Source organism: Pedobacter sp. HDW13 (assembly GCF_011303555.1).
Taxonomy (GTDB): domain Bacteria; phylum Bacteroidota; class Bacteroidia; order Sphingobacteriales; family Sphingobacteriaceae; genus Pedobacter.
In genome coordinates this window covers 6,065,989-6,090,065 of the sequence record NZ_CP049868.1, presented here as the reverse complement: position 1 = coordinate 6,090,065, position 24,077 = coordinate 6,065,989, and the positions used below count along the sequence as shown (strand labels likewise).

At 40.6% G+C, this 24,077-nt stretch carries 16 protein-coding genes; 6 read left to right on the top strand and 10 right to left on the bottom strand.

The features are described 5' to 3' along the window. The first annotated feature begins 7 nt into the window (after positions 1-7). The 3 genes from G7074_RS25255 (at position 8) to G7074_RS25245 (ending at position 4,659) form a co-directional block, all read left to right on the top strand. The gene (locus G7074_RS25255; protein WP_124559816.1) at positions 8-1,531 is read left to right on the top strand and encodes a RagB/SusD family nutrient uptake outer membrane protein; all 1,524 of its coding nucleotides are present in this window, start codon (positions 8-10) and stop codon (positions 1,529-1,531) included. After that, a complete protein-coding gene (locus tag G7074_RS25250) occupies positions 1,525-3,381 on the top strand; it encodes an alkaline phosphatase (protein ID WP_240916413.1) in 1,857 nt (618 codons plus the stop codon). The genes G7074_RS25255 and G7074_RS25250 overlap by 7 nt, the downstream gene beginning before the upstream one ends. A gap of 375 nt (positions 3,382-3,756) precedes the next feature. Further along, positions 3,757-4,659, top strand: coding sequence for a metallophosphoesterase (locus G7074_RS25245; protein WP_124559817.1), 903 nt, complete (start codon positions 3,757-3,759; stop codon positions 4,657-4,659). 123 nt (positions 4,660-4,782) lie between these two features. Here G7074_RS25245 and G7074_RS25240 read toward each other — a convergent pair whose 3' ends face one another. The 8 genes from G7074_RS25240 to G7074_RS25205 all read right to left on the bottom strand — a co-directional run bounded on the left by G7074_RS25240 (position 4,783) and on the right by G7074_RS25205 (position 17,143). Continuing rightward, positions 4,783-6,120 carry a hypothetical protein gene (locus G7074_RS25240; protein WP_166211992.1) on the bottom strand — a complete coding sequence of 446 codons (1,338 nt, stop codon included), beginning with the start codon at positions 6,118-6,120 and terminating at the stop codon, positions 4,783-4,785. A gap of 159 nt (positions 6,121-6,279) precedes the next feature. Next, a complete protein-coding gene (locus G7074_RS25235; RefSeq protein ID WP_124559819.1) occupies positions 6,280-7,368 on the bottom strand; it encodes a hypothetical protein in 1,089 nt (362 codons plus the stop codon). Between the two features lie 97 nt (positions 7,369-7,465). Further along, positions 7,466-8,767: a hypothetical protein gene (locus G7074_RS25230; protein WP_166211989.1), complete on the bottom strand. Its 1,302-nt coding sequence runs from the start codon at positions 8,765-8,767 to the stop codon at positions 7,466-7,468. A 381-nt stretch (positions 8,768-9,148) separates the two neighbouring features. Then, positions 9,149-12,400, bottom strand: coding sequence for a TonB-dependent receptor (locus tag G7074_RS25225; protein ID WP_166211986.1), 3,252 nt, complete (start codon positions 12,398-12,400; stop codon positions 9,149-9,151). A gap of 162 nt (positions 12,401-12,562) precedes the next feature. After that, positions 12,563-13,591: a FecR family protein gene (locus G7074_RS25220; RefSeq protein ID WP_124559822.1), complete on the bottom strand. Its 1,029-nt coding sequence runs from the start codon at positions 13,589-13,591 to the stop codon at positions 12,563-12,565. A 267-nt stretch (positions 13,592-13,858) separates the two neighbouring features. Beyond that, positions 13,859-14,449, bottom strand: coding sequence for an RNA polymerase sigma-70 factor (locus G7074_RS25215; RefSeq protein WP_124559823.1), 591 nt, complete (start codon positions 14,447-14,449; stop codon positions 13,859-13,861). 68 nt (positions 14,450-14,517) lie between these two features. Further along, positions 14,518-15,921: a S41 family peptidase gene (locus G7074_RS25210; RefSeq protein ID WP_124559824.1), complete on the bottom strand. Its 1,404-nt coding sequence runs from the start codon at positions 15,919-15,921 to the stop codon at positions 14,518-14,520. Between the two features lie 505 nt (positions 15,922-16,426). Continuing rightward, on the bottom strand, positions 16,427-17,143 hold the full coding sequence (locus G7074_RS25205; protein ID WP_166211983.1) for a hypothetical protein: 717 nt from the start codon (positions 17,141-17,143) through the stop codon (positions 16,427-16,429). A 471-nt stretch (positions 17,144-17,614) separates the two neighbouring features. Between G7074_RS25205 and G7074_RS25200 the strand changes: the two genes are divergently transcribed. Beyond that, positions 17,615-18,919 (top strand): carboxypeptidase-like regulatory domain-containing protein, encoded by a 1,305-nt coding sequence (locus G7074_RS25200; protein ID WP_124559826.1) that lies wholly within the window; start codon positions 17,615-17,617, stop codon positions 18,917-18,919. An 89-nt stretch (positions 18,920-19,008) separates the two neighbouring features. Here G7074_RS25200 and G7074_RS25195 read toward each other — a convergent pair whose 3' ends face one another. Next, the gene (locus G7074_RS25195; RefSeq protein WP_166211980.1) at positions 19,009-19,479 is read right to left on the bottom strand and encodes a hypothetical protein; all 471 of its coding nucleotides are present in this window, start codon (positions 19,477-19,479) and stop codon (positions 19,009-19,011) included. Positions 19,480-19,651: 172 nt separating this feature from the next. On the opposite strand from G7074_RS25195, the gene G7074_RS25190 reads away from it, so the two are divergent. After that, positions 19,652-21,664: a sensor histidine kinase gene (locus tag G7074_RS25190; protein ID WP_166211977.1), complete on the top strand. Its 2,013-nt coding sequence runs from the start codon at positions 19,652-19,654 to the stop codon at positions 21,662-21,664. After that, a complete protein-coding gene (locus tag G7074_RS25185) occupies positions 21,657-22,298 on the top strand; it encodes a response regulator transcription factor (RefSeq protein ID WP_124559829.1) in 642 nt (213 codons plus the stop codon). The genes G7074_RS25190 and G7074_RS25185 overlap by 8 nt, the downstream gene beginning before the upstream one ends. A gap of 93 nt (positions 22,299-22,391) precedes the next feature. Here the strand turns inward: G7074_RS25185 and G7074_RS25180 are convergent, their stop codons facing one another. After that, entirely contained in the window at positions 22,392-23,717 is a 1,326-nt protein-coding gene (locus tag G7074_RS25180; RefSeq protein WP_124559830.1) for an amidohydrolase, read from the bottom strand. Positions 23,718-24,077: the final 360 nt, after the last annotated feature.

The window sequence follows — 24,077 nt, the reverse complement described above, 5'->3', positions numbered from 1 at the left end:
ACAAAAAATGAAAACGAATATAAAATACCTGGCTGTACTTGCCGTAACCATTTTCGCCTCGTGCACCAAACAGCTCGATATCGTACCGGAAGGTTCGCCATCGGCACAAAACTTTTGGAAAACCAAAGAAGATGCCATTAAAGCGGAAGCCGGCATGTTCGAAAAATACAACGAAGAAGATTATTATGGTCGTGGAATGTTCTGGTTTATCAATGCCAGCGATGATATGGTAACTGGTCGTAACAAGCCGGAAGCCGATAACATTAAAAACTTTAACCGGAGTTATATTGGCGGTGGCTATACCGAATCGCAATGGAGCATGCGTTATGCCATTATTAAAAGGGCTAACGATATCATTACCAATGTACCCGGCATTACAATGGATGAAACGCTTAAAAAGCAGATCATTGGCGATGCTTACTTTAACGCTGGTTTGGTGTATTTCCAGCTGGCAGCTAATTATGGTAACGATAAAGCCGGTGTGCCCATTGTTACTCCTGATGCCAATCCTGCCATGGCCGTACCTCGCGCTAAAAACGTAAATGAAAATTACGATTACATTATTGGGCTCTTGTTAAAAGCGGCCGATAACCTGCCATATTTTAAAGATATGAAAGCTACAGATTATGGAAAAGCACATAAAACGGCTGCCTGGGCATATTTATCGAAAGTGTATTTGTACAAAAAAGACTATGCCAATGCTGCAAAATATGCCGATATGGTAATCACTTCAGGTCAGCACGATTTAATTACGACCAGCTTTGCTGATGTTTTTAAAGCTTCAAACAATTGGTCAAAAGAGTACATCTGGTCGGTAGTGTGTACGCCTAGCGGCGGTGGTACTGGTTGGGGCAGTAAATTACCGGGGGTAATGCTTACCAACAAAGCCTGGGGTATTTACAATGGCTGGGGTTATTACCTGCCTACAAAAGAACTTTACGATTCGTACGAAGTTGGAGATCAACGTCGTGAGGCTACCATTTTAAAACCAGGCGATAAGTTTATGTTTTTTGGTAGCGAGCGTAGTTTTACCAAAGATGCGGGGGCAACTTCTGATTACCAGTTTAAAAAATACATGGAGCCATTTACTTATGCCAATCCGATTCCTACGCACGTTAACCCGAATGGCGATAACGGAACTACTGATTTAAATGTACCTTTAATGCGTTATGCAGAGGTACTTTTAATCAAGGCCGAAGCAGCAATTAATTTAAGTGGTGCAGGTGCGGGCGATACCGAACTGAATAAAATCAGGGTGAGGGCAGGGCTTACTACAAAATCGGGTATGACGATTGATGATTTAAAACGCGAAAGACGTAATGAGTTGGCTGGTGAATGGGCCGACCGTCACCGCGATTTGGTAAGATGGGGAGATGCACAGGCGGCTTATGCCAAACCTTTGCACAATTTGGATGGCAGCGTTATCTGGCCAGCCAGAAATTTCAACCCACAGGTACATGATGTTTGGGCGGTTCCACAGAGAGAGATCGATAACAGCGCCGGAACGATCAAACAAAATGCAGGATGGTAAAAAGAAGTAAATTAATTTGGTTATTGTGGCTTACAGGGTTGGGTTTTCAGCCCCTGTTTGCCCAACAGAAACTAACCGCCAATCAGGCGCATAGCCACAACGATTACAAACAGCAAATACCGTTATTATCTGCTTATTATGCAGGTATGGGCTCAATTGAAGCCGATATATTTTATCAAAATGGCGAACTGTTTGTGGCGCACGAACATTCGGAGATTAAGCCCGGTCGTACCTTGAAGAAACTTTACATCGATCCGCTGGTGGCATTGTTTAAAGAAAACGGTAATCATGCTTATCCCGATGCTAAAAAGAAACTGCAACTGGTAATTGATATTAAGGAGGATCACGAACACGCCCTGCCTGAACTGATTGCTGAGCTCAAGGCGTATGGACCTATCTTCGACCGGAAACAAAACCCCGATGCCATAAACGTTGTCATCAGTGGCGATGTGCCTGCTGCCGATCGGTTTCAGGATTATGCTGAAATCATCTCTTTTGATGGTCGTCCGTATAAAAGTTATACTACAAGCCAGTTAACCCGTATTGCCATGATTAGTGATGATTTGGCAAATTATGCGGTATGGAATGGAAAAGGCACGCCTACACCACCCGATTTGAAAAAACTGACTGATGTAGTGGCTAAAGTGCACCAAATGGGTAAACCATTTCGTTTCTGGAACACCAAAGACAGTCCGAACAGTTGGAAAGAACTAGAGAAAATGGGGGTAGATTGGGTAGGTACCGACCACCCCGAGGCTTTAAAAGCTTTTTACCAGAACAGAAGCAAGCTCGAATATACCAGCCCTACAGCTTACAATCCTTATCTGCCTACCTATAAAAGCGATGGCATACAAAAGAAGGTAAAGAATGTAATCCTTTTAATTGGCGATGGTATGGGATTAGCGCAGATACAGGCCGGATTGAGTGCCAACTTCGGCCAATCGAATATGATTAATTTAAAGCATATCGGGTTTTCACGTACTGAGGCTTCCAATTCTGATTTTACCGATTCGGCGGCTGGTGCAACTGCTATGGCTACTGGTTATAAAACCAATAACCGTTACATCAGTGTGGATGTACAAGGTAATAAACTAACTTCAATACCCGATACGCTGGCCAAATTTGGTATCAAAAGTGGCATTATCAGTAGCGGCGATATTACCGATGCTACACCTGCGGCTTTTTATGCACACCAGATAGAAAGAACGATGAGTAAAGAGATTGCTGCGGATTTGGAAAACAGTCATGTAGATATATTGGTGGGTTCGAACCGCAAAAGCTTTACCGAAAACAGTGATGCCAAACTAATGGATAAACTGGCTCAAAAGGGATATACCTACCGTAAAACATTGGATGAATTTGCAGCAGCCAAGGCGGGGAAGCAGGTAGTGCTTTTGGCTGATTCGGTAACACGCAGGGTGTTGGATGGGAGAGGCGAAATGCTTAAAATATCTTTGTTAAAAACCATCCAGCTGCTTTCGGCTAATGCTAAAGGTTTTTTTATCATGGCTGAGGGTGCTCAGATAGATCATGGCGGCCATGCCAACGATCTTCCTTTCGCGGTAACCGAACAACAGGATTTCGACCGTTTGGTGGGAGAGGCCATCAAATTTGCTGATCGGGATGGGGAAACGCTGGTAATTGTAACTGCCGATCACGAAACTGGTGGCTTATCGCTTTTAGATGCTTCTTTTAAAAACGGAATGGTAAGGGGCAATTTCAGTACCGACGACCATACCAATATTATGGTGCCTGTATTTGCTTACGGACCTGGTGCTACCGCTTTTATGGGGGTGTATCCGAACAATACGATTTTTAACAAAATTATAAAGGCTTATCAGTTGAAGTAGGCCTGGAGGATTGAAAATCCTCAGCTCGTATGGTCTGGAAAACATTTCCAGACCATACGATTAACACTGTATTTTTCTCCGTGTTTTCTGTGTTTCCGTGGCTGGTAAAGTAAGAATATAATAATTTATGTTTTGCCACGGAATCACGGAGCGCACGGAATGAATAACTCATTTAGAATCGTTATCCTGAATTTATTTCTGGCCGTCATTGCGAGTCGACTTTTTCAGTGGCGAAGCAATCTTTCATGCTATTTTTTGTTTTCTGTTCTATCCTGAAAGATTGCTTCACGCCTCCGCTCAATCCCTGGCATCAGTTCGCAATGACGATAGGCTTGATTTAACATTCAATACACATTCAAAAACTAAATTTGAACCATGCAAAGAAGAACAGCATTAAGAAACATAGGCGGATTATTTTTACTCCCTTCAATAAGTATCGCTGCCGGCACTGCAACTAAAGCACCCGTACTGCGTGTGGCGCACCTTACTGATATTCATTTAAAGAACGATTTGGGGGCTCCTAAAAAGTTTACTAAATGCCTGCACCATGTGCAGCAACAGGAACCAAAGGTAAACCTGGTTTTAAACGGTGGCGATATGGTATTCGATATGAACAAAGAACGTATCGATACGATAAACGATCAATGGAAATTGTTTATGGATACCGTTAAAAACGAATCGGCTATTCAAACGCAATACTGTTTGGGCAATCACGACATCTGGTGGAATGAAGCCAGCAAAGCGGATGCATTTTATGGCAAAAAGTATTCGATGGATAAGCTACATCTGGCTAAACCTTATTATAGTTTTTTAAAAGCAGGCTGGAAATTTATCGTGTTAGACAGCACGCATTTAGATATCGATAATACCTGGTACATTGGCAAATTGGGCGAAGAGCAGTTTAACTGGTTGGCCGATGAACTAAAGGCTACACCTAAGGAAATACCAGTGCTTGTTATGTCGCACATACCTATACTAACAGCGTTGTTGATGATAGAAGATGATATTGTAAACAAGTGGACGATGTTGGGCGGCGATATGCATACCGATACGGCTAAGATCATTAATCTGTTTTACCAGCACCCCAATGTAAAGCTTTGCTTGAGTGGTCACCTGCACATGCGCGATAAGGTAGTGTATAATGAGGTAACTTATCTATGTAATGGTGCAGTATCAGGCGCCTGGTGGAATGGGAACAGGAGGGAAACGGCACCGGGTTATGGCCTAATTGATCTTTTTGCAGATGGCAGTTTTGAAGAAAGTTATGTGAATTATTGATTAGCGTCTGAAGTCGCGAGTCAGGGGTTTGAAACTGAAAATAAAGCAAAAGGCAGGAATCCTCCTGCCTTTCTGCTTTTACAATAAACCTATATGAAAGTAATCATTAAGAAAGCTGAAAGATTAGAATACAAATTTGGTCCAGCCGCTTGTCCAGTTCGCGGTACCCGTAGGAATTGCACCATTACTTCCTCCCGTAAAATCAAGTGTTAAAGCAGAACCAGGTGTATTATACCAGGGTTGGATAACACCAAATGTACTGGCGTTGCTCGCATTAACGACCAGCGTGTTAAACCCGCCGGTATAAGCACCCACCGATACCGTTATTGAGCTAACAAAACCATGAACAGCAGTGTTGGTAATGGTTGAAGGACTTGCGGAAGCATCTGCATCAAAAACAATGCCTCTGGGGTAGCCGCTTACTATTGTATTGTATAAATCTATTTCCGAGCCCCTACGCTCACGTATACCAAAACGGTAACCTAAACCCAGAATAGCGCTGGTGTTTTCTGTTCCAAAAATGCTTAAGTTAATTAAGGTTGGATGTGTTTTAGGTAATAGGCTAAAAGTAGGATCCTCTGCAGGTGTATTGTTATCCGATTCGATACCATTCGAATCACTGTTGCCTCCACTAATGCTGTGCAGTGTATTTTTGTCTGCAACCGCAATGGCGTACTGTATTGTTCCATTATAACCGTTGTTAAAATCGAACTGATCATCAAAAGAAGCCAGAGCCACTAAATTATTCGCATTAACTGTACCACCAAAAAAATCGAATGCATCGTTAAAGCCATAAGAAACCTGTACATGATCGATGGTAGTACCACTGCCAACAGCCCCAAGGGTTAAGCCGTTAATTTCCTGATTTGGAGCTAAAGTAAAACCCGCATATTCAATACGCACGTATTGGAAGGTACCACTATTATCTGTAGCATTCGTACCACCATAATAAAACTGGGGTAGGTTTGGCAAACCATCAAGGGCTTTTGTGCCAGTGTTTATCGGTGCATTACCTAAAATGGCAACACCACCAAAATCGCCGGGTGTACCTGCCGTAGCGGGGTTAGTATCCAGCAAATAACTGCTGGTAAATACAATAGGATCAGTAGCGGTACCAACAGCATTAATCTTACCATCTTTTGCTATAACCAATATCCCATTTTGTACGCCTATTGTATTAACCGATGCTTTAATATAAGTACCTGGCTCGATAGTTAAGGTGGCTCCGTTTCTTACGGTTACTACGCCGTTTAATTCGTAAACATTTCCTGCTGTCCAGGTCGTATTACTGATAATATCGCCACTTATTGCTACCACAGGGTAAGTTGATTGCGGAAAATAATCAGCAGCCGAAGTGCTACGCTTATTAAATGCTGCAGAATTAGGTTCATTTTTTTTGCAGGCAGTAAAAGAAACCGCTACAATGGATAATAGACTGATTAAATTTTTAACGTTTTTCATAGGTTTAAATTTTTTTGCTAGTGAGAGGAGCTCTGGTGTGTTTGAATACTATAGCAGATAAAAGAACATAATCAGGCTTTTTGGTAATAAAAAGGCAGGAATTTCCTGCCTTTTTGCTTGATTTTGATATAATAAATGGTGATAACACCTTTGATTTCTTTATTGAAAATATTGTGATAAGTCGGTTATTTTACCTGAAAAATAAGTGCTTCTTGTACTCGCCAAAACATTTTTAGAATCATTTATCACAAATAATTTCGACTTACCCGCATCAAAAATAATTTCACCATAACGGCCATCGTTTGGTTTAAACGGGAAGGTAGCCAATACAAAAGGGGCACTGGTTGTAGTGTAGGGGACAGTATTGGTACCTTTTTCAACAATATCAAAACTGTAAATATAATCGGCATTGGGTAGTGGTGGAAGTTCTATCTGGCTAAAAGATCCATCTTTAAGCAAACTAACTCTAAGTTCGGGCATTACTTTTGTCCCGGCAGTAGCATATGCTGCAGTTGACAGTGGTTTAAGTCTGGTGTAAAAAACAAGATCTACATCAACATTTTTAAATTGTACAGGAAATGTAGTTTCAAATTTAGCCTTAACCATCATATTGGCTGTATTTACTGGCGGATCGAGCTTTACATTATCTGCTATTTTGATTCCATCAAAGAAGAAATTGATGTTCTGGCGTGGAATAGCCGATTCGATTGTCTTGGTCAAAAGAACAGCTGTTTCACCCTTTTTGCGTACAGTGATTTCGCGCGTAGTACCTTTATCAATCAGGATAGGCGATACGTTGTTTATCTTACCGGTACCAGAAGCAAACACATTTCCATCCACTAAAAATTCGAGCTCGCCAGATAGCGCGAAGCCTTTAATTTCTAACGTAACGGAATTATTATATATTTTAGTGCCATCGTAAAAAATACTAATGTTCTGATCGAACGGAACTGCAGTTATAGCTTTGCTGAGTAATATTTCAGTTGCGCCCTTTTTTCTAACCATTAAGACCGCATTTTGATCTTTTACTGAAAGTAAAGTTTTAAGGTTAATGCCACCGGTGCCTGCCTTTGTATCGCCTACAACACTGTCTTTATACAGGTATTCCAGATCAACAGTAGTGCTTCCGGTAATGCTTAACTGGATAATTTTTGGTGGTTCTGGCTGAAGAAGTTCTGCTTTGCGGCAAGAAAAACTTAAGGCAATAACTGCAGAAAAAAAGAAAAGGGTAAAAATTTTTAGTTTCATGTTGAGGGTAATTAGCATTTAAAAACAGGTTTATCCTGTTTTTATAATCAAGAGACTATACCCTTGCGGGTACAGCCTCTTTGATTAAGAGAGAAAATTAATAAACAAGTTTCGACCAACCGGCAGCCCAGCCTGGTAAAGTAACTGTGGCCGGAGTACCTGGTGTGTTGTACCATGGCTGGCTTACACCAAAATAACTTGCGTTAGTTCCGTTAACTACCAAAGTGTTACCACCACCATCAACATAAGCACCAACTGCTGCTGTAATTGAGCTGGTGAAACCGTGAACAGATGTATTTGTGATATCGGAAAGACTTGCGTTTGCATCAGTATCGAAAACGATACCTCTTGGGTAACCAGAAACAATTACATCAATCAAAGAAATTTCCGAACCTCTACGTTCACGGATACCATTGCGGTAACCTAAACCTGCTATGCCGCTGGTGTTTTCGGTTCCGAAAACGCTTACATTCTGTAAAATTGGATGCGTTTTAGGTAATAAGCTAAAAGTACCGTCTTCAGCAGGTGCATTATTATCCGATTCGATACCGTTCGAATCGCTGCTACCGCCGCTTGTGCTGTGTGTAGAATTTTTATCCGCAATGGCAACTGCATCAGTTAATGATCCGGTAAAACCGTTGTCAAAATCAAACTGATCATCATCAGAAGCTAAAGCAATTAGGTTATTTGGGCTAACTGTACCACCAAAAAATTCGAATCCATCATCTAAACCGTAAGAAACCTGTACGTGATCGATAGTAGTACCGCGACCTACACCACCTAAAGTTAAACCGTTAACTTCTACGTTTGGTGCCAATTGGAAACCAGCGTATTCAATACGAACATATTGGAAAGTACCGCGGCTATCTTCGTCATTGTTACCACCGTAATGGTATTTATCTTCGTTAGCTAAACCTTCAATCAGCTTATCGCCAACATTGATTTTTGCATTACCTAAAATAATTACACCACCAAAATCGCCAGGGATGCCTAATGTGCTTGCATCACCATCTAATAAACGACGGCTTGTAAATACAATCGGATTTTCAGCTGTACCCACAGCATTGATTGTACCATCTTTTGCGATAACCAAAACACCGTTTTGTACACCAGCAGTATTAACAGATGCTTTGATGTAAGTACCTGCCTGGATAGTTAAGGTTGCACCGTTTCTAACCGTTACTACACCGCTTAATTCGTAAACGTTTCCTGCTGTCCAGGTAACAGAGCTGGTAATGTCTCCGCTAACAGCCACTACTGGCAACGATGATTGTGAATAATCTGCTGCCGAAGTGCTGCGGTTAGCAAATGAATCATTACCACCTTCGTTTTTTTTACAAGCTGTAAATGAAACAGCAACAATTGATAAAAGACCGATTAAACTTTTGAAATTTTTCATTTTCGTTTTTTGTTTTTCATAGGATATTATTTCATATCCATGTTTTCTAGGTTGATTTTTTTAAATCATTAAGGCAGTTCTATTTTAATTTTTATGTTTTTTTGAAATAAAATACATTTTATGCCTAAATGGGGTGATTTTTTTTATCTTAGTGTTTCTTATCGATTTAACTAAGCATTGCCGTTAAAATCCCTTGGTTTTTAACTTAGGTTTTTAAAATATTTGGGCTTTGTCCTGATCTGCCGTTCTAAGAGAAATGATCGGTTTAAACGAAGGGTTCTGATACAACCTTTCGTTTTTTTATGGCTAGACAGGAAACGATATTCCTCCTTTCTTGCTAAATGGTGTAACGATACTTATCATTTTTTTTATGATGTTGCTTTAAAAATTATATGTAATAGAAGAGCTATAAGTACGACCGAATTTTTGTCTGAGTCTGAGTTGATCACCTTCGTCGTATTTGTCGCTAAAACCTGGTTTCAAGCGTAAACCTGTATCACTTAAATCGGCCACATTACGATCCGGATTCACTTCGTAGCTTGCCGTGTTTACATAAAATGTTGATGCTTTGTTTAGCAGATTTCCTACATTTACCTTGACCTCAAATTTTTTCTTTAGAAATTTATAACTAAGTTGTAAATCGATCTGTGCACGTGGTTGTTCATATTCTATCTGATTAAAAAGCGAACTCACGATATAGGTTTTGTAACCGGATTTATTATACACAATGTTGAACCCGAAATCTTCTCCTGTGTACTGCAAGCCAAGGTTGATCAAATAGGGCGACTGGCCGTACATGGGTCTTTTTTGTTTTATTGGGGCTAAAATATCAGGAAGTTTCGGATCCGGGTTACGAAGATTGTATGTGCCCACTACGCTCGATTTTTGCAAGGTAAGGTTACCATATACCGTAATGTTTTTTAACAGTTGGTTTTCAGCTACAAAAGCGAGACTTTTTCTTAATTCGAATTCTACGCCGTATACGCTGGCTTCATCGGCATTTTTGATGTAGTAATTGATATTGCCGTTAACCAGTATAAAAGTAAGTTCGGTTGGTTTATCGAAACGTTTGTAGTATGCACCTGCCGAAATGATCTCGCCCAGGCCTGGGAACCATTCTGCTTTAATATCATAATTGTTGATACGGGTACTACTTAAACCCTGGTTACCAAACAAGGCACCAAGATTAGGGTCGAATCTAAAAAACTGACTATTATCCATTAGTTCGGGGCGGATAACGGTACTTGAGGCAGCAGCCCTTAGATTAATGTCTTCTGTGGGACTGTAAGTTAGGTTAGCAGATGGTAACCATTGCCAGGTTTTTTCGATCGGAAGCTTAAATTCACTTTTACCATTGATATTGATATCATTGCGTATTTCGGTATATTTATAATACTCTGTTCTGAGGCCCCAAACCAAACGGATTTTTTCGGTAAAGCGATTGTCGAACAGGATATAGGCTGCATGGGTATTGCTGGTTCCTTCATAACCATTGAGGTAATAAGCGTTGATGGCGTAATTGTACCCGTTTATGCCAAAGTTTGCAGGATTAGCCATTTCGCTTATCGGGATATACCTTAAGCTATCGGCCAATGCCGGGCTGTTTACCAGGGCGGCAATCTGCCAATCGAACTTACCTTTTTTGTTAACGCCAAAATAGCCGGTTTTTACTGTATTCCTTATACCTGCAACAGTAAATGGTGCACTGGCATCTACACTCCAGGAGTAATGGTGTTCGCTGTTGCTGTAAAAATGACGCGAAGTGGGTAGGATATTGCCTTGAATTAAGGGAGAAGTATAGTAAAAATACAGATATTCATTACCTATTTTATGTGGTGTGCTGGTGGCAATACCGATATCTTTTTCTTTCCTGTCTATAGTGGTGCGGGCTGCGTTCCACTCTAGCTTTATTTTGTTTAACTGGTGTTGCCCGCTTAATTTATTTTGTAGAAGACCTGTAAAGGTAGGATCGTCTACTTCCTGTATACGGTTTGGTGGCATGCCTGCTGTGATGTCTGAAGTGCCGTTTGCATCATCATATCCAGTTATTCTTACCAACTCGTTGTTATACAGGTGGGTAAAGGTGTTGCGTAAGCTAAAGCGGTTTTGCCCCAATTGTAAGCCAATGTTAAATAAGGCACCAATTGTAGTGTTAAAACTATATTTACTGCCATAATTGTTGTAGTCGTAGTACCAATCACTCCTGCGTACATTATCAAACTGATTAATATTCTGGGTATTTCTATAGGTTAACGAGCCGGTAAAACCAAGTCTGTTTTTCCTGACGGTATCAAGACTAATTAAGCGACCAATGGTAAATTGGTAGTTTTGTGATGGGGCCGTTTTGTATTTATAGATGCTAAAATTGTCGTTAGTGAATTTCTTGCTCTGATCGTCGAGTTTTTTCTGGTATTCTGCAGTCGATAATCCAATATTTGGAACTGTTCCTCTATCAGTGTGTACTAAATCTTCAGGAAAGTTTCTTCTGCCGTCGTCGAAACCGAAGTAGTCATATTTACCTCGTTTATGGCTTAAAAAATCTTTTCCGGTACTCTGGTCGTTATAAGAAGTGCCAGCGGTAAAACTCATAAAATTCTCGGTAGGTATATCTTTTGTATTAATTTGCACCAAACCCCCTCCAAAACTGGTATTCATGTCTGCAGTAATGGTTTTGCTTACCACTACGTTATCAACCAGATTTGAAGGAATCAGATCGAAAGAAAAATTACGTGTTTGTGCTTCTGTACTGGGTAGCAATACCCCATCAAGCTGTGCGGCGTTATAGCGCTCGCCAATTCCCCTAACAATGACAAATTTATTGTCGACCGTACTAACCCCGCTAATTCGTTTTAAACTTTCGCCAATGTTTTTATCAGGCGTTCGGGCAATCTGCTCGGCGCTGATCCCGTTGCTAATCTCTGATGCATTTTTTTGCCGGGTCAGCAAACCTTCAACTGAAGCTTTTTTGTAGCTGGCGGTTACAATCACATCCTGCAAGCCTTTGGCATCGGGTTTCAGGGCAATGTTTAGCGGTGTACTTTTATCAGCTTTTACTTCTACCTCGCTAACGCGCTGTGTAGCATAAGAAATGTAACTGATTTCGACCGTATACTTTCCTGGTTCGGTAATCAGGGTAAAGCTGCCATCGCTGGCGGTTTGTGTAGCTTTTCCTGTTTCGATAATTTTAATCGATGCACCTGGCAGTGTTTCGCCTTTTTCATCAAAAACTTTTCCCGATATCCTTCCGGGTTTTACCGGATCGGCCATTTTATAAAGCAAAATGGTGTTGGCATCGGCAAATTTGAAAGTTACCCGGGTACCCGCAAGTATTTTTTTCAATACTTCATTTACCTGCATGTTTTTTACCTCGAGGTTAATCTTTTCCTTTTCGGTAAAAATCGATCGGTTGTAATTGATAGAACAGCCTGCTTTTTTTTCTAATAGGGCCAGTGCTGCAGGAATATTCAGGTTACTAATGCTCAGGTTTAAACCTGGTTTGGCAGGTGTTTGTATTGAGCCATAGGTTGTTCCTTGTTTAAACAGCAACAGGCACATTAACAGGGTAGTGGCTGCAAATCTGCAATCAAAATTGAGAATATATTCTTTTATGTAGGCATAAAACCCTAATTTCATGGGTTCAAGAGATTTTTTAATGTTCACGTGTTAAAAACTTTTGTTTTAAGGGCCGGACTGTTAGCGCAGTCTGGCTCTTGTTCATGTTTAGCAGTAATTGTTTTTCATAGGTATTTCTGGTAGTGTTGCGCTTCTTATTGCGCTATAATTGTAGCTAACCTATCATTGGCAGCCCTCCCCCCATACGGTAATTGTTTTGTTATTGGTGTTTATTTTATAGTGTAAATGTTTGCCGCTCATGATGCTGATCTGCTGCATAATGTCGTTAATGCTTTTGTTCGAAAAAGTAGCGTTAAAAGTGCAAAAAGCCAGTTTGGAGTCTTTTAAGTCGAAGTGCACATTGTAATATCTTTCTAAACTTTTAAGCATTGTGGCCAGTGTTACATTTTTGTAGGCAAATGTGTTTTTAATCCATGCATTTACCGTTTCAACTGGTGCTGTACTAATGGTATGGTGCTGCTCTTTCAGGTTATAACTGATTATCATGCCAGGGGTAAGACGCGAGAGTTCTTTTAATTTCCCCTGGTTTAGCGCCGAAACCTTAACTTTTCCGGTACGCACCGCTACGCTAAACGTGCCATCTTTAGGGTAGGCATAAATGTTAAACGATGTGCCGAGCACCTGGGTTTGCATTTGCCCGCTATGTACAATAAAGGGGCTGGTGGTATCGCGCTTTACTTCAAAAAATGCTTCTCCTTCCAGTTTGATATTGCGCAACGTACCTTTTACAAAGTGTGCAGGCCAGGTAAGCTTACTGCCTGCACCCAGGTAAACAACGGAACTATCAGGAAGAACAAGTTTTACTTTTTCACCTTTTTGTGTGGTTTTACTTAATAAGGCGATGGTTTGGGCGGCCGGGCTTTGCAGTTGTTTGTATCTGTACCAACCAAAGGCTGCCGATACGATAATCAGGATGGCAGCGGCATATTTTAAGCCCGGGTATAATTTTCGGGTTTTGGCAACTGGTTTTTCTATTTTATTCCAGATTTGACTTAGTCCGTGTGTGGCTTCTGGCGAATAATCTGTGCTGCTTTTTTGCTGGTTCCATGCTGTTTCCATTTGGGCATGAAATTCACTGTCCTGGTTTGCCGGATCGGCCAGATAGCGCATAAGGATGTCTTCCTGCTGCTGATCGGTTTTTCCTTCGAGGTAGCGTTTAAATAAAAGCTTTATGTTGTCGTTCTGTTCCACTTTTTATGCTGTATACTAAATGCCCAATGTGCTGAGCTATAGTATATATGTTTGAGCGGAGTGATACGGCTATAGGGGGAGAAGATTTTTTTTTATTTTTTTCGAAAGAGGACTTAAATAATAACCAATATGCAATAAACAATTATCAAACGGGCCTTCGACTATGTTCAGGGTGACAATCGTGTTTAAGTTGTGTGTAATGAGTTTGGACCGGGTTAAACTATGGGTTAGCCTAATGAACCAATGGCAAATGAACTAATGAACCAATTAACAAAACACAATCAGCGCAAGTAATAATATCGTTTCGGGAGAATAGGTTTTAAAATACCTGCGCATAATGCCCAGCGATTTTTTGAGGTGGTTGCTAACGGTATTTTTAGAGATACCCATTAATTGCGAAATTTCTTCGTGTGTATGGTGGTCGTTCCGGCTCAGGAGGTAGATTTTTTTTACCTGAGGTGAAAGGTGCTCTATGGCTTCTTGTGCAATACGCTTCGATTCTTTAACATCGAGCTGTTCTTCTATGGCATTAAACGATTGTTCTTGTTTGATGCTTTCGTTCTGGTAACTTTTTTCGCGCGCCTTTTTCCGCAATGCACCCAGGAAATTATTTTTGATCAGGGTAAATAAAAAGGCTTCAAAATTTCTTTCGGCATCTATTTTATCTCTGTTCTCCCATAGCCTCACAAAAGTATCCTGTGTTAGTTCTTCAGCTTCTTCGCGGTTACGGGTAAAATGATAGGCATAACCATGTATTTTTTGACGGTATTGGTGATATATTTCGTTAAAGGCAGCCGAATCTCCGGTCCTTACTGCATTTAGAAGCTTTTTTTTCTTAAAATCATCTAACTTTTCCATGAGTAGCGGTTATAAAGGGCAATTTAGGCCTCGTGTTTGAAGTTAATGTTAAGCGAATAACACCTTTCTTATCGAAGCTGACGGTGGGTGATTACCATACTATTGTGGGCAGCATTTGCCCTCGAATCCATTAGTACCACACCTGCCTCAAAGCTCTTGTTTAAGCTAATTTTGGGCGAAACTACAGCGGTTAGGCTTTTACCGGTGGCACGCGCAACGGCAGCCTTAACCATCGGGTCGGCTGTATCTCCAAAGGGAAGGAGCGGCAGCACAGCGAGTTCGTTAATGCTTATATCAGGATTGATGCCAGCGCTATAGCCACCATTACCACTGGCATTAAAGAGTTTGTAAACAATGGGGTGCATTTCCCAGTTAACCTGTTTAGGTGTGCGGGAATCGAAAATTTTAAACGAGGCTTCATCTTTTCCCCTTGTTTTTTCGCCGATTTGTAGCACCTGTATAAAAGGCTTCAGGTTGTTAATCATCACCTCTGACGCTGAAGCGGTAGCAGCAGTGGTAAGGATATAAACCCTGCTTAGCCCCAGGTTGTATTGCAAAAGGGTATTAAAGTTTGCGGTGCGGTCGAAAGTGGCGGCACTGCCAATCGATTCGGTTTTTGTGCCCCCATTTTTATTGCCTTTGTAAATGATAAAAGGCTTGTCGAAGGAAACATTTTGTGCAATCATAGCACATATGGCAGCTGCTTCGGCAACCTGTCCGCCGGAGTTGTAGCGCAGGTCTAAAATAAGATCGGATACTCCCTGACTCTTGAAATTGCTGAACACAGTACTGAGCGAACTGGCCAAACCTGGCGTGAAATCGATAAAATACAGGTAACCAATTTTTTTTCCATCGCTTTCTATTACTTTACTTATTTCGCGTTGATCGAGTATTATACCTTTGGCCAGTTCCAGTGAGCGGGTATCTGCCCAGTTACCATTGCTTTGTTCGGCAAGCGTAAGTGTAAAGCGGTCGTTGCTTAAAATTTCCTGCTGCAAAGCCTGGGCATTAGCTGCCGTTATGGTTTTTGCATTGATTTTACTGATATAATCGCCACGTTTTAAACCGGCCCGTGAAGCGGGTGAATCTTTTAGTACTACTTTAATTAAGCCAACAACTTTATCACTGTTCTGGTCACTGATGATGGTGTAGTCGAAACCAAAATTCCTGTTGCTTGCAGGCGCTGTTGCGGCATCATTGGGTAAGGTAATGTAAGAGAAACGATCGGCAGCATTGCGCACTGAACTGAAAAAATTAAGCGGCGATTGATCTATTGATGGATTGCCTGGTAATTGATCATTCCAATAGTAATACCTTTTCAGGCTATCGAGTATCCAGGTGTTGATATTTTCGTTACTGCCTGCCGGGTAATCGGCTTTTGAGCTGCCTTTTTTGCACGATAACAATAAACTGCTGCATAACAGTATGAAAAATAGCTTTTTAATGCAGGAAGCGTAGAGAGACTGAGCCATTGTTTTTCCAGATTGATATGCAAACTTAAAGCTACTAGTGTTAACAGGGGATTAAGTTTTGGAAAGCTTAATGACTAAAATTAAAAGATGATCGAAATTGAGTTAGTGCTGGTGAATAATAATCAGTAACGGTAGCTATTTGATGCGTAACGGAAGCATTTTGATTGATAACGGAGTTAGATTGAATAATAACGGAAGCAATTTGATCGGCAACGGAGCTGAATTGGACAATAACGGAGGGAATTTGATTGGTAACGGAAGTATATTGTAGGGTAACGGGAGTAATATGATTAGCCGCAGTAATTGGTTTGTTTTACAACTTTAGGTAAGTAAGCATTGGTTAGGCAGGGCAAATACCGGTAAAGATTGCGCTAAGGGCACGGCGCGGAACACGAGGCTGATTAGGTGGTGTAAGGATTGATCGGGATAAAAAAAACAGCTGCTTGTTTTGGCTTACGGCAGCTGTTAGTAATTTAGGGAAAATGGGATGATTTTTTTCATGATTTTAATCCATATTGGTTCTGATTGGGATTTTATTAATCGCTTTATATTGCGGGTGCGTTGTACCCAAAAGCGATTTTACATAGTTTTTAACCCCTGCTGCCAGACGGCTATTGCTTATGGCAGTATTGGCTTCTATTACCAGATGGTTTTTGGTTAAGATATCGGTGTAGGAGGCTTGTAATTGTTCTGTCTTTAATTCATCTTCATTGGGCTTGTAATCTGGTATAACGGCAAGCTGCTTAATTACTTTATCGAAATTACTAAGCTGACTGTCGTAACCGAGCTGGGCACTTGAAACAGTAACAGGCGTTTTTTCGTCGGCTACCTTTTTTTCTTCATCGGTGGCAGGCTTTTCGGTCTCTACAACAGTTTTTGGTTTGCTTAGTTTTACACCTTGCACTTTTCGGTTTAAACTACTCAGGTTTTCAATTTGCTGTGGCATAATATTAATGGCTTTGGCTGCGCTTAATAACCTGGTGTTCAGTTTTTTTAAAGGCTCAAAAGCTGCACTGCGGGCATGAATGGCATTTTTTTGCTGGGCCATTTGTTCGTGCAGATTGCTTAATGCCAATCGCGCAAGGTTTAACTTGTCGGTTAGGTTGGCCAGCTGTATGGCCTCGCGCGAGGGGTTGTAACTGGCGCCCAAGGCCTGAACGCGCGAAATGATGTTTTCGAAGTTTGCAACATTTTTGGCAAACCCACTGTCTGGTGTTTTCATTTTTTTAAATTTTTAAAAGATTTATAATTGGTTAATTAATGCTGTAACGCAAAGATTTTATACTTATTACTATTAACTTAGTTGTTTAAGTGAATTTGTTTTTTTGCAACGTTTATTCGCATGGGGAGTGAACTTGAGTTTCTATGCAGGGAAAGTATGGTAGGCTAACAGATACAATAAAAATGGCTATTAGGAAGCTGTTCAAAAAAGAATAAAAAATTCACTGGTCTATGAGGTGGGTGGGGACACCCACCTCTAGCGAAGAGAAAAAAATGTCTAATTAGAAGCTGTTTAAAAAAGAATGAAAAACTCATAGGTCTGTCAGGTGGATAGGGACAACCAGCGAGTGCTTTGGGCGGTGTCTCCACCGCCCGTTTGATATTTCGCAGAAATTTAAACAGTTTCTTATTATTTAGCATAAAAATGTTATTGTTGTAGTAAATTAAATTATGCTCATTTAAACTAGCTCTCATGACCAAATTTTTAAAAGGTAGCGGCCTCAATGCTGCATTGGCGAAAATCATCAGAGATTCGGCAATCATGTATAAAACGCTTCTTAAACAAACGATCTTATTTTTATGCTTTACCTGTATAGCAGGGGGAGCCTATGCCCAGAGTATTGTACAGGGCTGGGTTTTAGATGCAGCAACTAAACAGCCTATATCTCACGCCAGCGTGTACTTTGGCAACACCCAGATTGGTACTGCTACCAATGATAAGGGGCAATTTGAAATACAAGCTAAAAGGCTCTATAACGAGTTGGTAATTTCGGCGGTAGGTTACGAAAGTACAATGGTTAACACTTCGGTTAATCATACCAACTATACAATTTATTTAAAAGCGAAAACCAGTACTTTAATGGATGTTACGGTACGGGCGGGTAAAAAAGACTGGAAGAAATGGGGAACCTTGTTTTCGCGTATTTTACTGGGAAAATATTCGCATAATTTTAACGCTTGTAAAATATTAAATCCACAGGATATTAAATTCTATTACAACGAAGAGGAACATTACCTGGAAGCAAGCTCGGATAAGCCAATTTTGATAGAAAATAAGGCGCTTGGTTATACCTTACATTTGGATATGAATGAGTTTAAGTACGACTTTCTTAATGATGCGCTTAGTTACAGTGTTGGTACTTATTACGAAAACTTAAACACCGGTTTTAATAAATACAAACCGATAATTATAAAAATGGCATATTTAGGCTCGAAGATGCATTTCTACAGGAGCTTATATTCGCAGACGTTAAATGAGGAAAATTTTGAAGTTTACCGTTATACTTCGATTAAGAATACAGTGAAAGAAAATGTTTTTATAAGGGTACAGCGGTATAAGGCTGATGAAATAGCAAAAGGTGTAAAAGAGGAGGATATAAAGTTATCGGATAATCGGGATACAGCTGAATATTATAGAAAAGTACTGTTGCAAAATGATGTTTTAAAATGGGATACTACCAAAGTAGATTACAAGCAGTACTTGTCTTTTGATAGCGTAAAAAACAAAATGATCTTTAAGTTAAGCGATACACTGATGGTTGTGTATAAGCGCGATTATGATCAGATTGCCAACCTTACCAGGTCACATGTGGCTAATGGGCATGGTCATGGTCACTCGGTTGCATTCTTAAAAACATTGATCTGTTTAAACAGTAAAGAAGATATTATTATAGATTCAGCAGGCTATGGCATTCCGAATATATTGCAGGCAAGTGGCGATATGGGGAACAGGCGGCTTGCGGAGCAATTGCCATTCGATTTTGTTTACAGCCCCTAAAAGTTTGGATTTTGAATGACAAAGCAGCTTAATGGGACATAAAAAAAACGGTCCATTTTGATGAACCGGTTTTATGAAAGCGCTAAATATTAAAGCTGGTAAGACTTGGTATATATAGGACTTCTATCTTTTACAATCCTTTCTGTACCCTGGTCTATCACTTTGCCATCTACTTCAATTTTATAATCAACAGTAAAAGGTGTGGCACCAAATTCGAAACCGCCAAACTGAACGCTGCCTGCAAAAAAGTTGCTTGCCGATTCCAGTACAATGGTTTTTCCGCCATTAAAATCGTCAGTACCTACTGTAATTACGGTACCTTTTTTGGTTACACCATTTACCAGCCAATCAATTGATGAAGCATCGGTACGGCCACCTGCAACGTCTACATCAAAATAATCGCCTTCGGCCTTTTTAAAATCGCCGGATAGGGTAATGGTGATTTTTGCTTTTTTCCCGCCATTCGCAGCCGGATCGTCGCTTTTCTTTTTACACGAAAACAGCACGGTTACGGCAATCATGGCCAAAGCAAACTGTGTTATTTTTCTCTGAATTTTCATGGTTTTTGTTTTTAATTATTAATCAAATGGTAGTGTTCACACTTATCGATACAAAGTAAGAGAATAGCTAAAGATGCATCAATCGGTATAAAACAGTATTTTTTTCTACTGGTATTCCTGTATTTTTTAACGAAATTTTAGTTTGCGGTTTAAAGGCCGCACTTTTATGCGTATGAGAAAAATAAGCTGGCTGATCGTGTTTCTGCTTTCCAGCCTCCATCTATCTGCTCAATTATCGGCACAGGATAAAAAATACCTGGATAGTTTGAACCAGCTGGCTGTTAAAACCAAATCGGATAGTGTGCGGGCCGAACTTTATTTTACGCTTTCTGATTACTGGGTAGATCGCGATTCGGTTAAAACGATCGGCTATTTAAATAAAGGGATTAAATATGGACAGCCTTATGCTTACCTGAGGGGGCGCTATTACTACTTGCTGGCCGATTATTATGCTGCAAAGGATCCTGCAAAAAGCGAAGTCAACTATTTAAAAGCCGAAAAGGAACTGGCAGGTTTCACTACCAAACGTGCTTACAAACAACGCGCCATGCTTTGGCATAATTATGCCTTGTTGCACCAGCACGAGGATGATTTGAAAGCAACACTCGAAATATTAATTAAACGGGTGCTGCCCCTGGCTCAAAAGGGAGGCGACGAAGTGATGTTGGGTACGGAATACATTTCTATTTCGACCATTTTTATGAATCTGGAGCAATACGATAAGGCGGTAATATATGCGGAAAACGGAATTAAGTACTTTCAGCATACGCCACCTGGGCAGTTTTATCTATTGGTAAATGCTTACCTCACCACTGCCGAAAGTTATTACCATCTTGATAATATCAGGCAAACCAAAAAATACCTCGATCTGGCCAAAGGTGTGCTCACTAAATCAGAAAAAGTGGTTTCGCATTCGAATATGGAAATATTCTGGCTCAAATATTACGAGGTTTTGTGCTGGCATTTAATCGAAGTTAAACAATATGATGCTGCGCTGGAAAGTATTGCAAAAGGAACTGAACTGGCTAAAAAAACAGAAAATAATTATTCGTTGCAGGCATTGGCCTTTAATCGTTACGATATTTTATTTGCCCGGCATAAATATGCGGAGGCTGAGCGCTTGTTGCTGCATTTAGCCAGCCAAAAGGAAATCCATGCACTGGCCGATAACCGCCTGAAAACTGCCAATAAGCTGGCCGATTTTTATCAGGCAACAGGTAATATGAAGGAGGCTTACCACTGGCTTAAAAAAAGTAATGCACTAAGCGACAGTATTAATGAAGGTAAACTTAAAACGGATATCAATACTCTCGAAATAAAATACCATGCAGCCGAGAACGAGAAAAAAATAGCCGGTTTAAATGCCGAAAAGAAACAGAACCTGTTAACGTTAAAAAATCAGCGCTTAACCAACTGGTTGCTTATGGCAGCCATCATATTGCTGCTGGTACTGGCCGGATTTATTTTCTTTTACTACCGGAGCTATAAAAAACTGGCTATACAGCGTGAAATAAACCTGCGGCAACAGGCTACTGAGCAGGCGCAAAAACAAGAGATAGAAGTAACCCGGGCGATGCTCGATGCTGAAGAGAATGAACGAAACCGGGTGGCAAGAGACCTGCACGATGGCTTGGGCGGAATGCTGGCCGGAGTAAAAATTAATTTATTAAGCTGGGCAAAGTATAATAAAAATATGGAAACACAGGATTTTGAACTACAACGTATTATTGGTCAGTTAGATGGATCGGTTAATGAGCTAAGGAATATTGCCCGTAACATGATGCCGCAAACCTTGTTAAATTATGGTTTGGAAGCGGCTTTGAAAGAGCTTTGCGAGGGTGTTATAGACCGCAAGCTGGAGGTCGATTTTCAGCCGATTAATATCGGTAAGGATATTGGCCTATCGCAACAGATTAGTATTTACCGGATTGTACAGGAAATACTGACCAATATTTTGAAACATGCTGGTGCTACCGAAATTTTATTGCAATGCAGCGAAAACCAACATCGTTTTTACATCACCGTTGAAGATAATGGCAAAGGTTTTGATGTGGAAAGGAGTAATCTCAAAAATGGCCTCGGATTGGCCAATATCAGAAAGCGGGTAGAGTATTTTAATGGCCGCCTGGATATTGCATCGACCATTAACGAGGGCACTACCATTAATATAGAGCTTGATGTTTGATACCGCAAAAAAGACCAAAATTATTATCATTGATGACCACCCTTTAGTTTCGGCCGGATTGGAAAGCCTGTTGGCAAGGGAAGAAGATTTTGAAGTAATCGGCACCTTTGCTTTGGGCCTTGCGGGATTGGCTTTTTTAACTCAAAATGAAGCCGATATTGCTATTCTGGATATTTCGCTGCCAGATGTGAATGGGGTAGACCTGTGTTTAAAAATAAAGTCGCTTTTGCCACAATGTGATGTGCTGGCCCTGAGCAACCATGCCGAAAGAACGCTAATGATGCAGATGTTGCAGCATGGAGCTTCGGGTTACCTGCTTAAAAATGCACCGATTGATGAGATTATTAATGGTATAAAAGATTGTTTAAAAGGCGAAATGGCTTTTAGCAAAGAAGTAAAAGCCATTATGCTTAAGCCATCTGTAAACGAACTGGGGGCAAGGCCAAAAATCACAAAACGCGAAAAACAGGTTTTAAAACTAATTGAGGAAGGTAAAACCACGGTTGCCATGGCCGATCTGCTTTTTGTTAGCCCCTTAACCATCGAAACCCACCGCAGAAACCTGATGCAGAAATTCGGCGTAAAAAACGCACTCGAGCTGATTAAGATCTCACGCGAGCAATTGTTGCTTTAACTTGTTGGTTCATTGGTCAATTGTTCATTGCTTACTAATAACTGTTAACTGCCAACTATAAATTGCCAACTGTTAACTGATAACCGCCAACTTTTAAAACACCACTTTCCCGCCCTGAATAAGCGATTTAACCGGCGAAACCCTTGATACGGCTTCGGCTGAGCAACTGGCATCTACCAATACTACGTTAGCTTTATCGCCTGCTTTCGGCCATTGTCTGTCTCCTTTATCACTTAGCGACACAATGTTTCCTGTAGCCAGTTTTAAAATACGCGAAAGATCGAATTCGGTACGGTAACCATAAATCTGCGCTGCAAGGTTTGCTTTTTGTAAAATACTACCGGTGCCAAAAGTGCTCCAATGATCTACAATACAATCGTTACCGGCCACAACATCTACACCGTATTTATATAAAGTGGGTATTGGCATAGGCGTGCCCGACATTGGGATGGTAGAGGCAATTCCCATTTTAGCTGCACCTAGTTTTTCGGCAATTTCTTCGGTTTTGACTTTATCTAAATAACGTAAAGCAAAAGCATGGCTTACAAAGGTTTTGCCTTTCAATACCGGGTTTTCCATTACTTTGGCAATCAGGTATTCGATGGTCTTAATGCCCGGTTCGCCCGATTCGTGCAGGTGGATATCGATTCCTTTACCATGATCGAGTGCGAGTTGGATGACAAAATCCATGTGTTTTTCTATGCCGCCATCAATGCTGGTTGGATCGAGACCACCAATAAAATCGATATCCATTTTAGCTGCTTCTTTCATCAACTCGGTTGATTGGGTATAATAAAGCCCATGCTGCGGAAAAGCTACCAGTTCGGCCTGAAACGAATCTTTTTTATTTGCTAAAGCCGTTTGCAGGTGTTTTAAGGAATCGAGTTTAGATGTGGGCTCAATGTTAACATGCGAACGGGCATAACCTGTTCCGTACGATTGCAGCAGTTCGATTAGTTTTTCGGTGCGCGTAACAGAGGTTTTTAGCAGTTCAGGTATAATCTGTTGCTCAAAGGCAATCATATCTTTTACGCTCCTGTTTTTCTTCAGGTGTGCCTGCCATGGTAAACCATAATAAGTTTTATCGAGGTGGATGTGCATATCCTTAAAAGCAGGCAGCATTAGCCAGCCTTTGGCATCGATAGCTTTTGCATTGGCTTGGTTGGGCGCAATGTTTTTAATTTTGCCATCCTCAATCTCAACCATAAACAATTCTGTTTTGGTATGTATCACATCTTCACCATCGTAGTCGAAACCAGTTTCGAGCCTTACATTTTTTAGGGTGTAGCTTTTGCCCAAAGGTTTGCTGAGTGTATTTTCTGCAGCATCGGCCTCTCCGGCAGAAAGCAAACAGCTACTTGCCAATAAAATAGAAGAGCTTTTAATAAAGTTTTTTCGCGTGATGGATTGTGGTGTCATATACGGTTAAAATCTGAACTACAAACATAGCACACCGCTGATTTTTTTAAGCGTAATATTTATCTTAAAAATTGTATCATTTATTACTTTGGAGGTTAACTGGTTAATTGTTGAAATCGGTTAACTGTACCGGACAGATTGCTTCAGGCCAAACCGTAAGCGCTTAATATCGATCTGTTTTAATTATTTGTTAATAAAAATCTGCGTTTCTTTTCTGTGTAATCTGCGGGAAAACTTTGTACACTGCTTCCGCTCATTGCGAGGTACGAAGCCTGTCTGCTGCAGGCAGGTAATCTTACTACTACGGGTTGGTTAAAAGCATTACTCTTCAATTTCAAATAGCAATCGTTGTAAGATTGC

Excerpts from the sequence above, each read along its gene's own strand:
- G7074_RS25255 (WP_124559816.1), top strand. The coding sequence starts at position 8 with ATGAAAACGAATATAAAATACCTGGCTGTACTTGCCGTAACCATTTTC.
- G7074_RS25250 (WP_240916413.1), top strand. The coding sequence starts at position 1,525 with ATGGTAAAAAGAAGTAAATTAATTTGGTTATTGTGGCTTACAGGGTTG.
- G7074_RS25245 (WP_124559817.1), top strand. The coding sequence starts at position 3,757 with ATGCAAAGAAGAACAGCATTAAGAAACATAGGCGGATTATTTTTACTC.
- G7074_RS25240 (WP_166211992.1), bottom strand. The coding sequence starts at position 6,120 with ATGAAAAACGTTAAAAATTTAATCAGTCTATTATCCATTGTAGCGGTT.
- G7074_RS25235 (WP_124559819.1), bottom strand. The coding sequence starts at position 7,368 with ATGAAACTAAAAATTTTTACCCTTTTCTTTTTTTCTGCAGTTATTGCC.
- G7074_RS25230 (WP_166211989.1), bottom strand. The coding sequence starts at position 8,767 with ATGAAAAATTTCAAAAGTTTAATCGGTCTTTTATCAATTGTTGCTGTT.
- G7074_RS25225 (WP_166211986.1), bottom strand. The coding sequence starts at position 12,400 with ATGAAATTAGGGTTTTATGCCTACATAAAAGAATATATTCTCAATTTT.
- G7074_RS25215 (WP_124559823.1), bottom strand. The coding sequence starts at position 14,449 with ATGGAAAAGTTAGATGATTTTAAGAAAAAAAAGCTTCTAAATGCAGTA.
- G7074_RS25210 (WP_124559824.1), bottom strand. The coding sequence starts at position 15,921 with ATGGCTCAGTCTCTCTACGCTTCCTGCATTAAAAAGCTATTTTTCATA.
- G7074_RS25205 (WP_166211983.1), bottom strand. The coding sequence starts at position 17,143 with ATGAAAACACCAGACAGTGGGTTTGCCAAAAATGTTGCAAACTTCGAA.
- G7074_RS25200 (WP_124559826.1), top strand. The coding sequence starts at position 17,615 with ATGACCAAATTTTTAAAAGGTAGCGGCCTCAATGCTGCATTGGCGAAA.
- G7074_RS25195 (WP_166211980.1), bottom strand. The coding sequence starts at position 19,479 with ATGAAAATTCAGAGAAAAATAACACAGTTTGCTTTGGCCATGATTGCC.
- G7074_RS25190 (WP_166211977.1), top strand. The coding sequence starts at position 19,652 with ATGAGAAAAATAAGCTGGCTGATCGTGTTTCTGCTTTCCAGCCTCCAT.
- G7074_RS25185 (WP_124559829.1), top strand. The coding sequence starts at position 21,657 with ATGTTTGATACCGCAAAAAAGACCAAAATTATTATCATTGATGACCAC.
- G7074_RS25180 (WP_124559830.1), bottom strand. The coding sequence starts at position 23,717 with ATGACACCACAATCCATCACGCGAAAAAACTTTATTAAAAGCTCTTCT.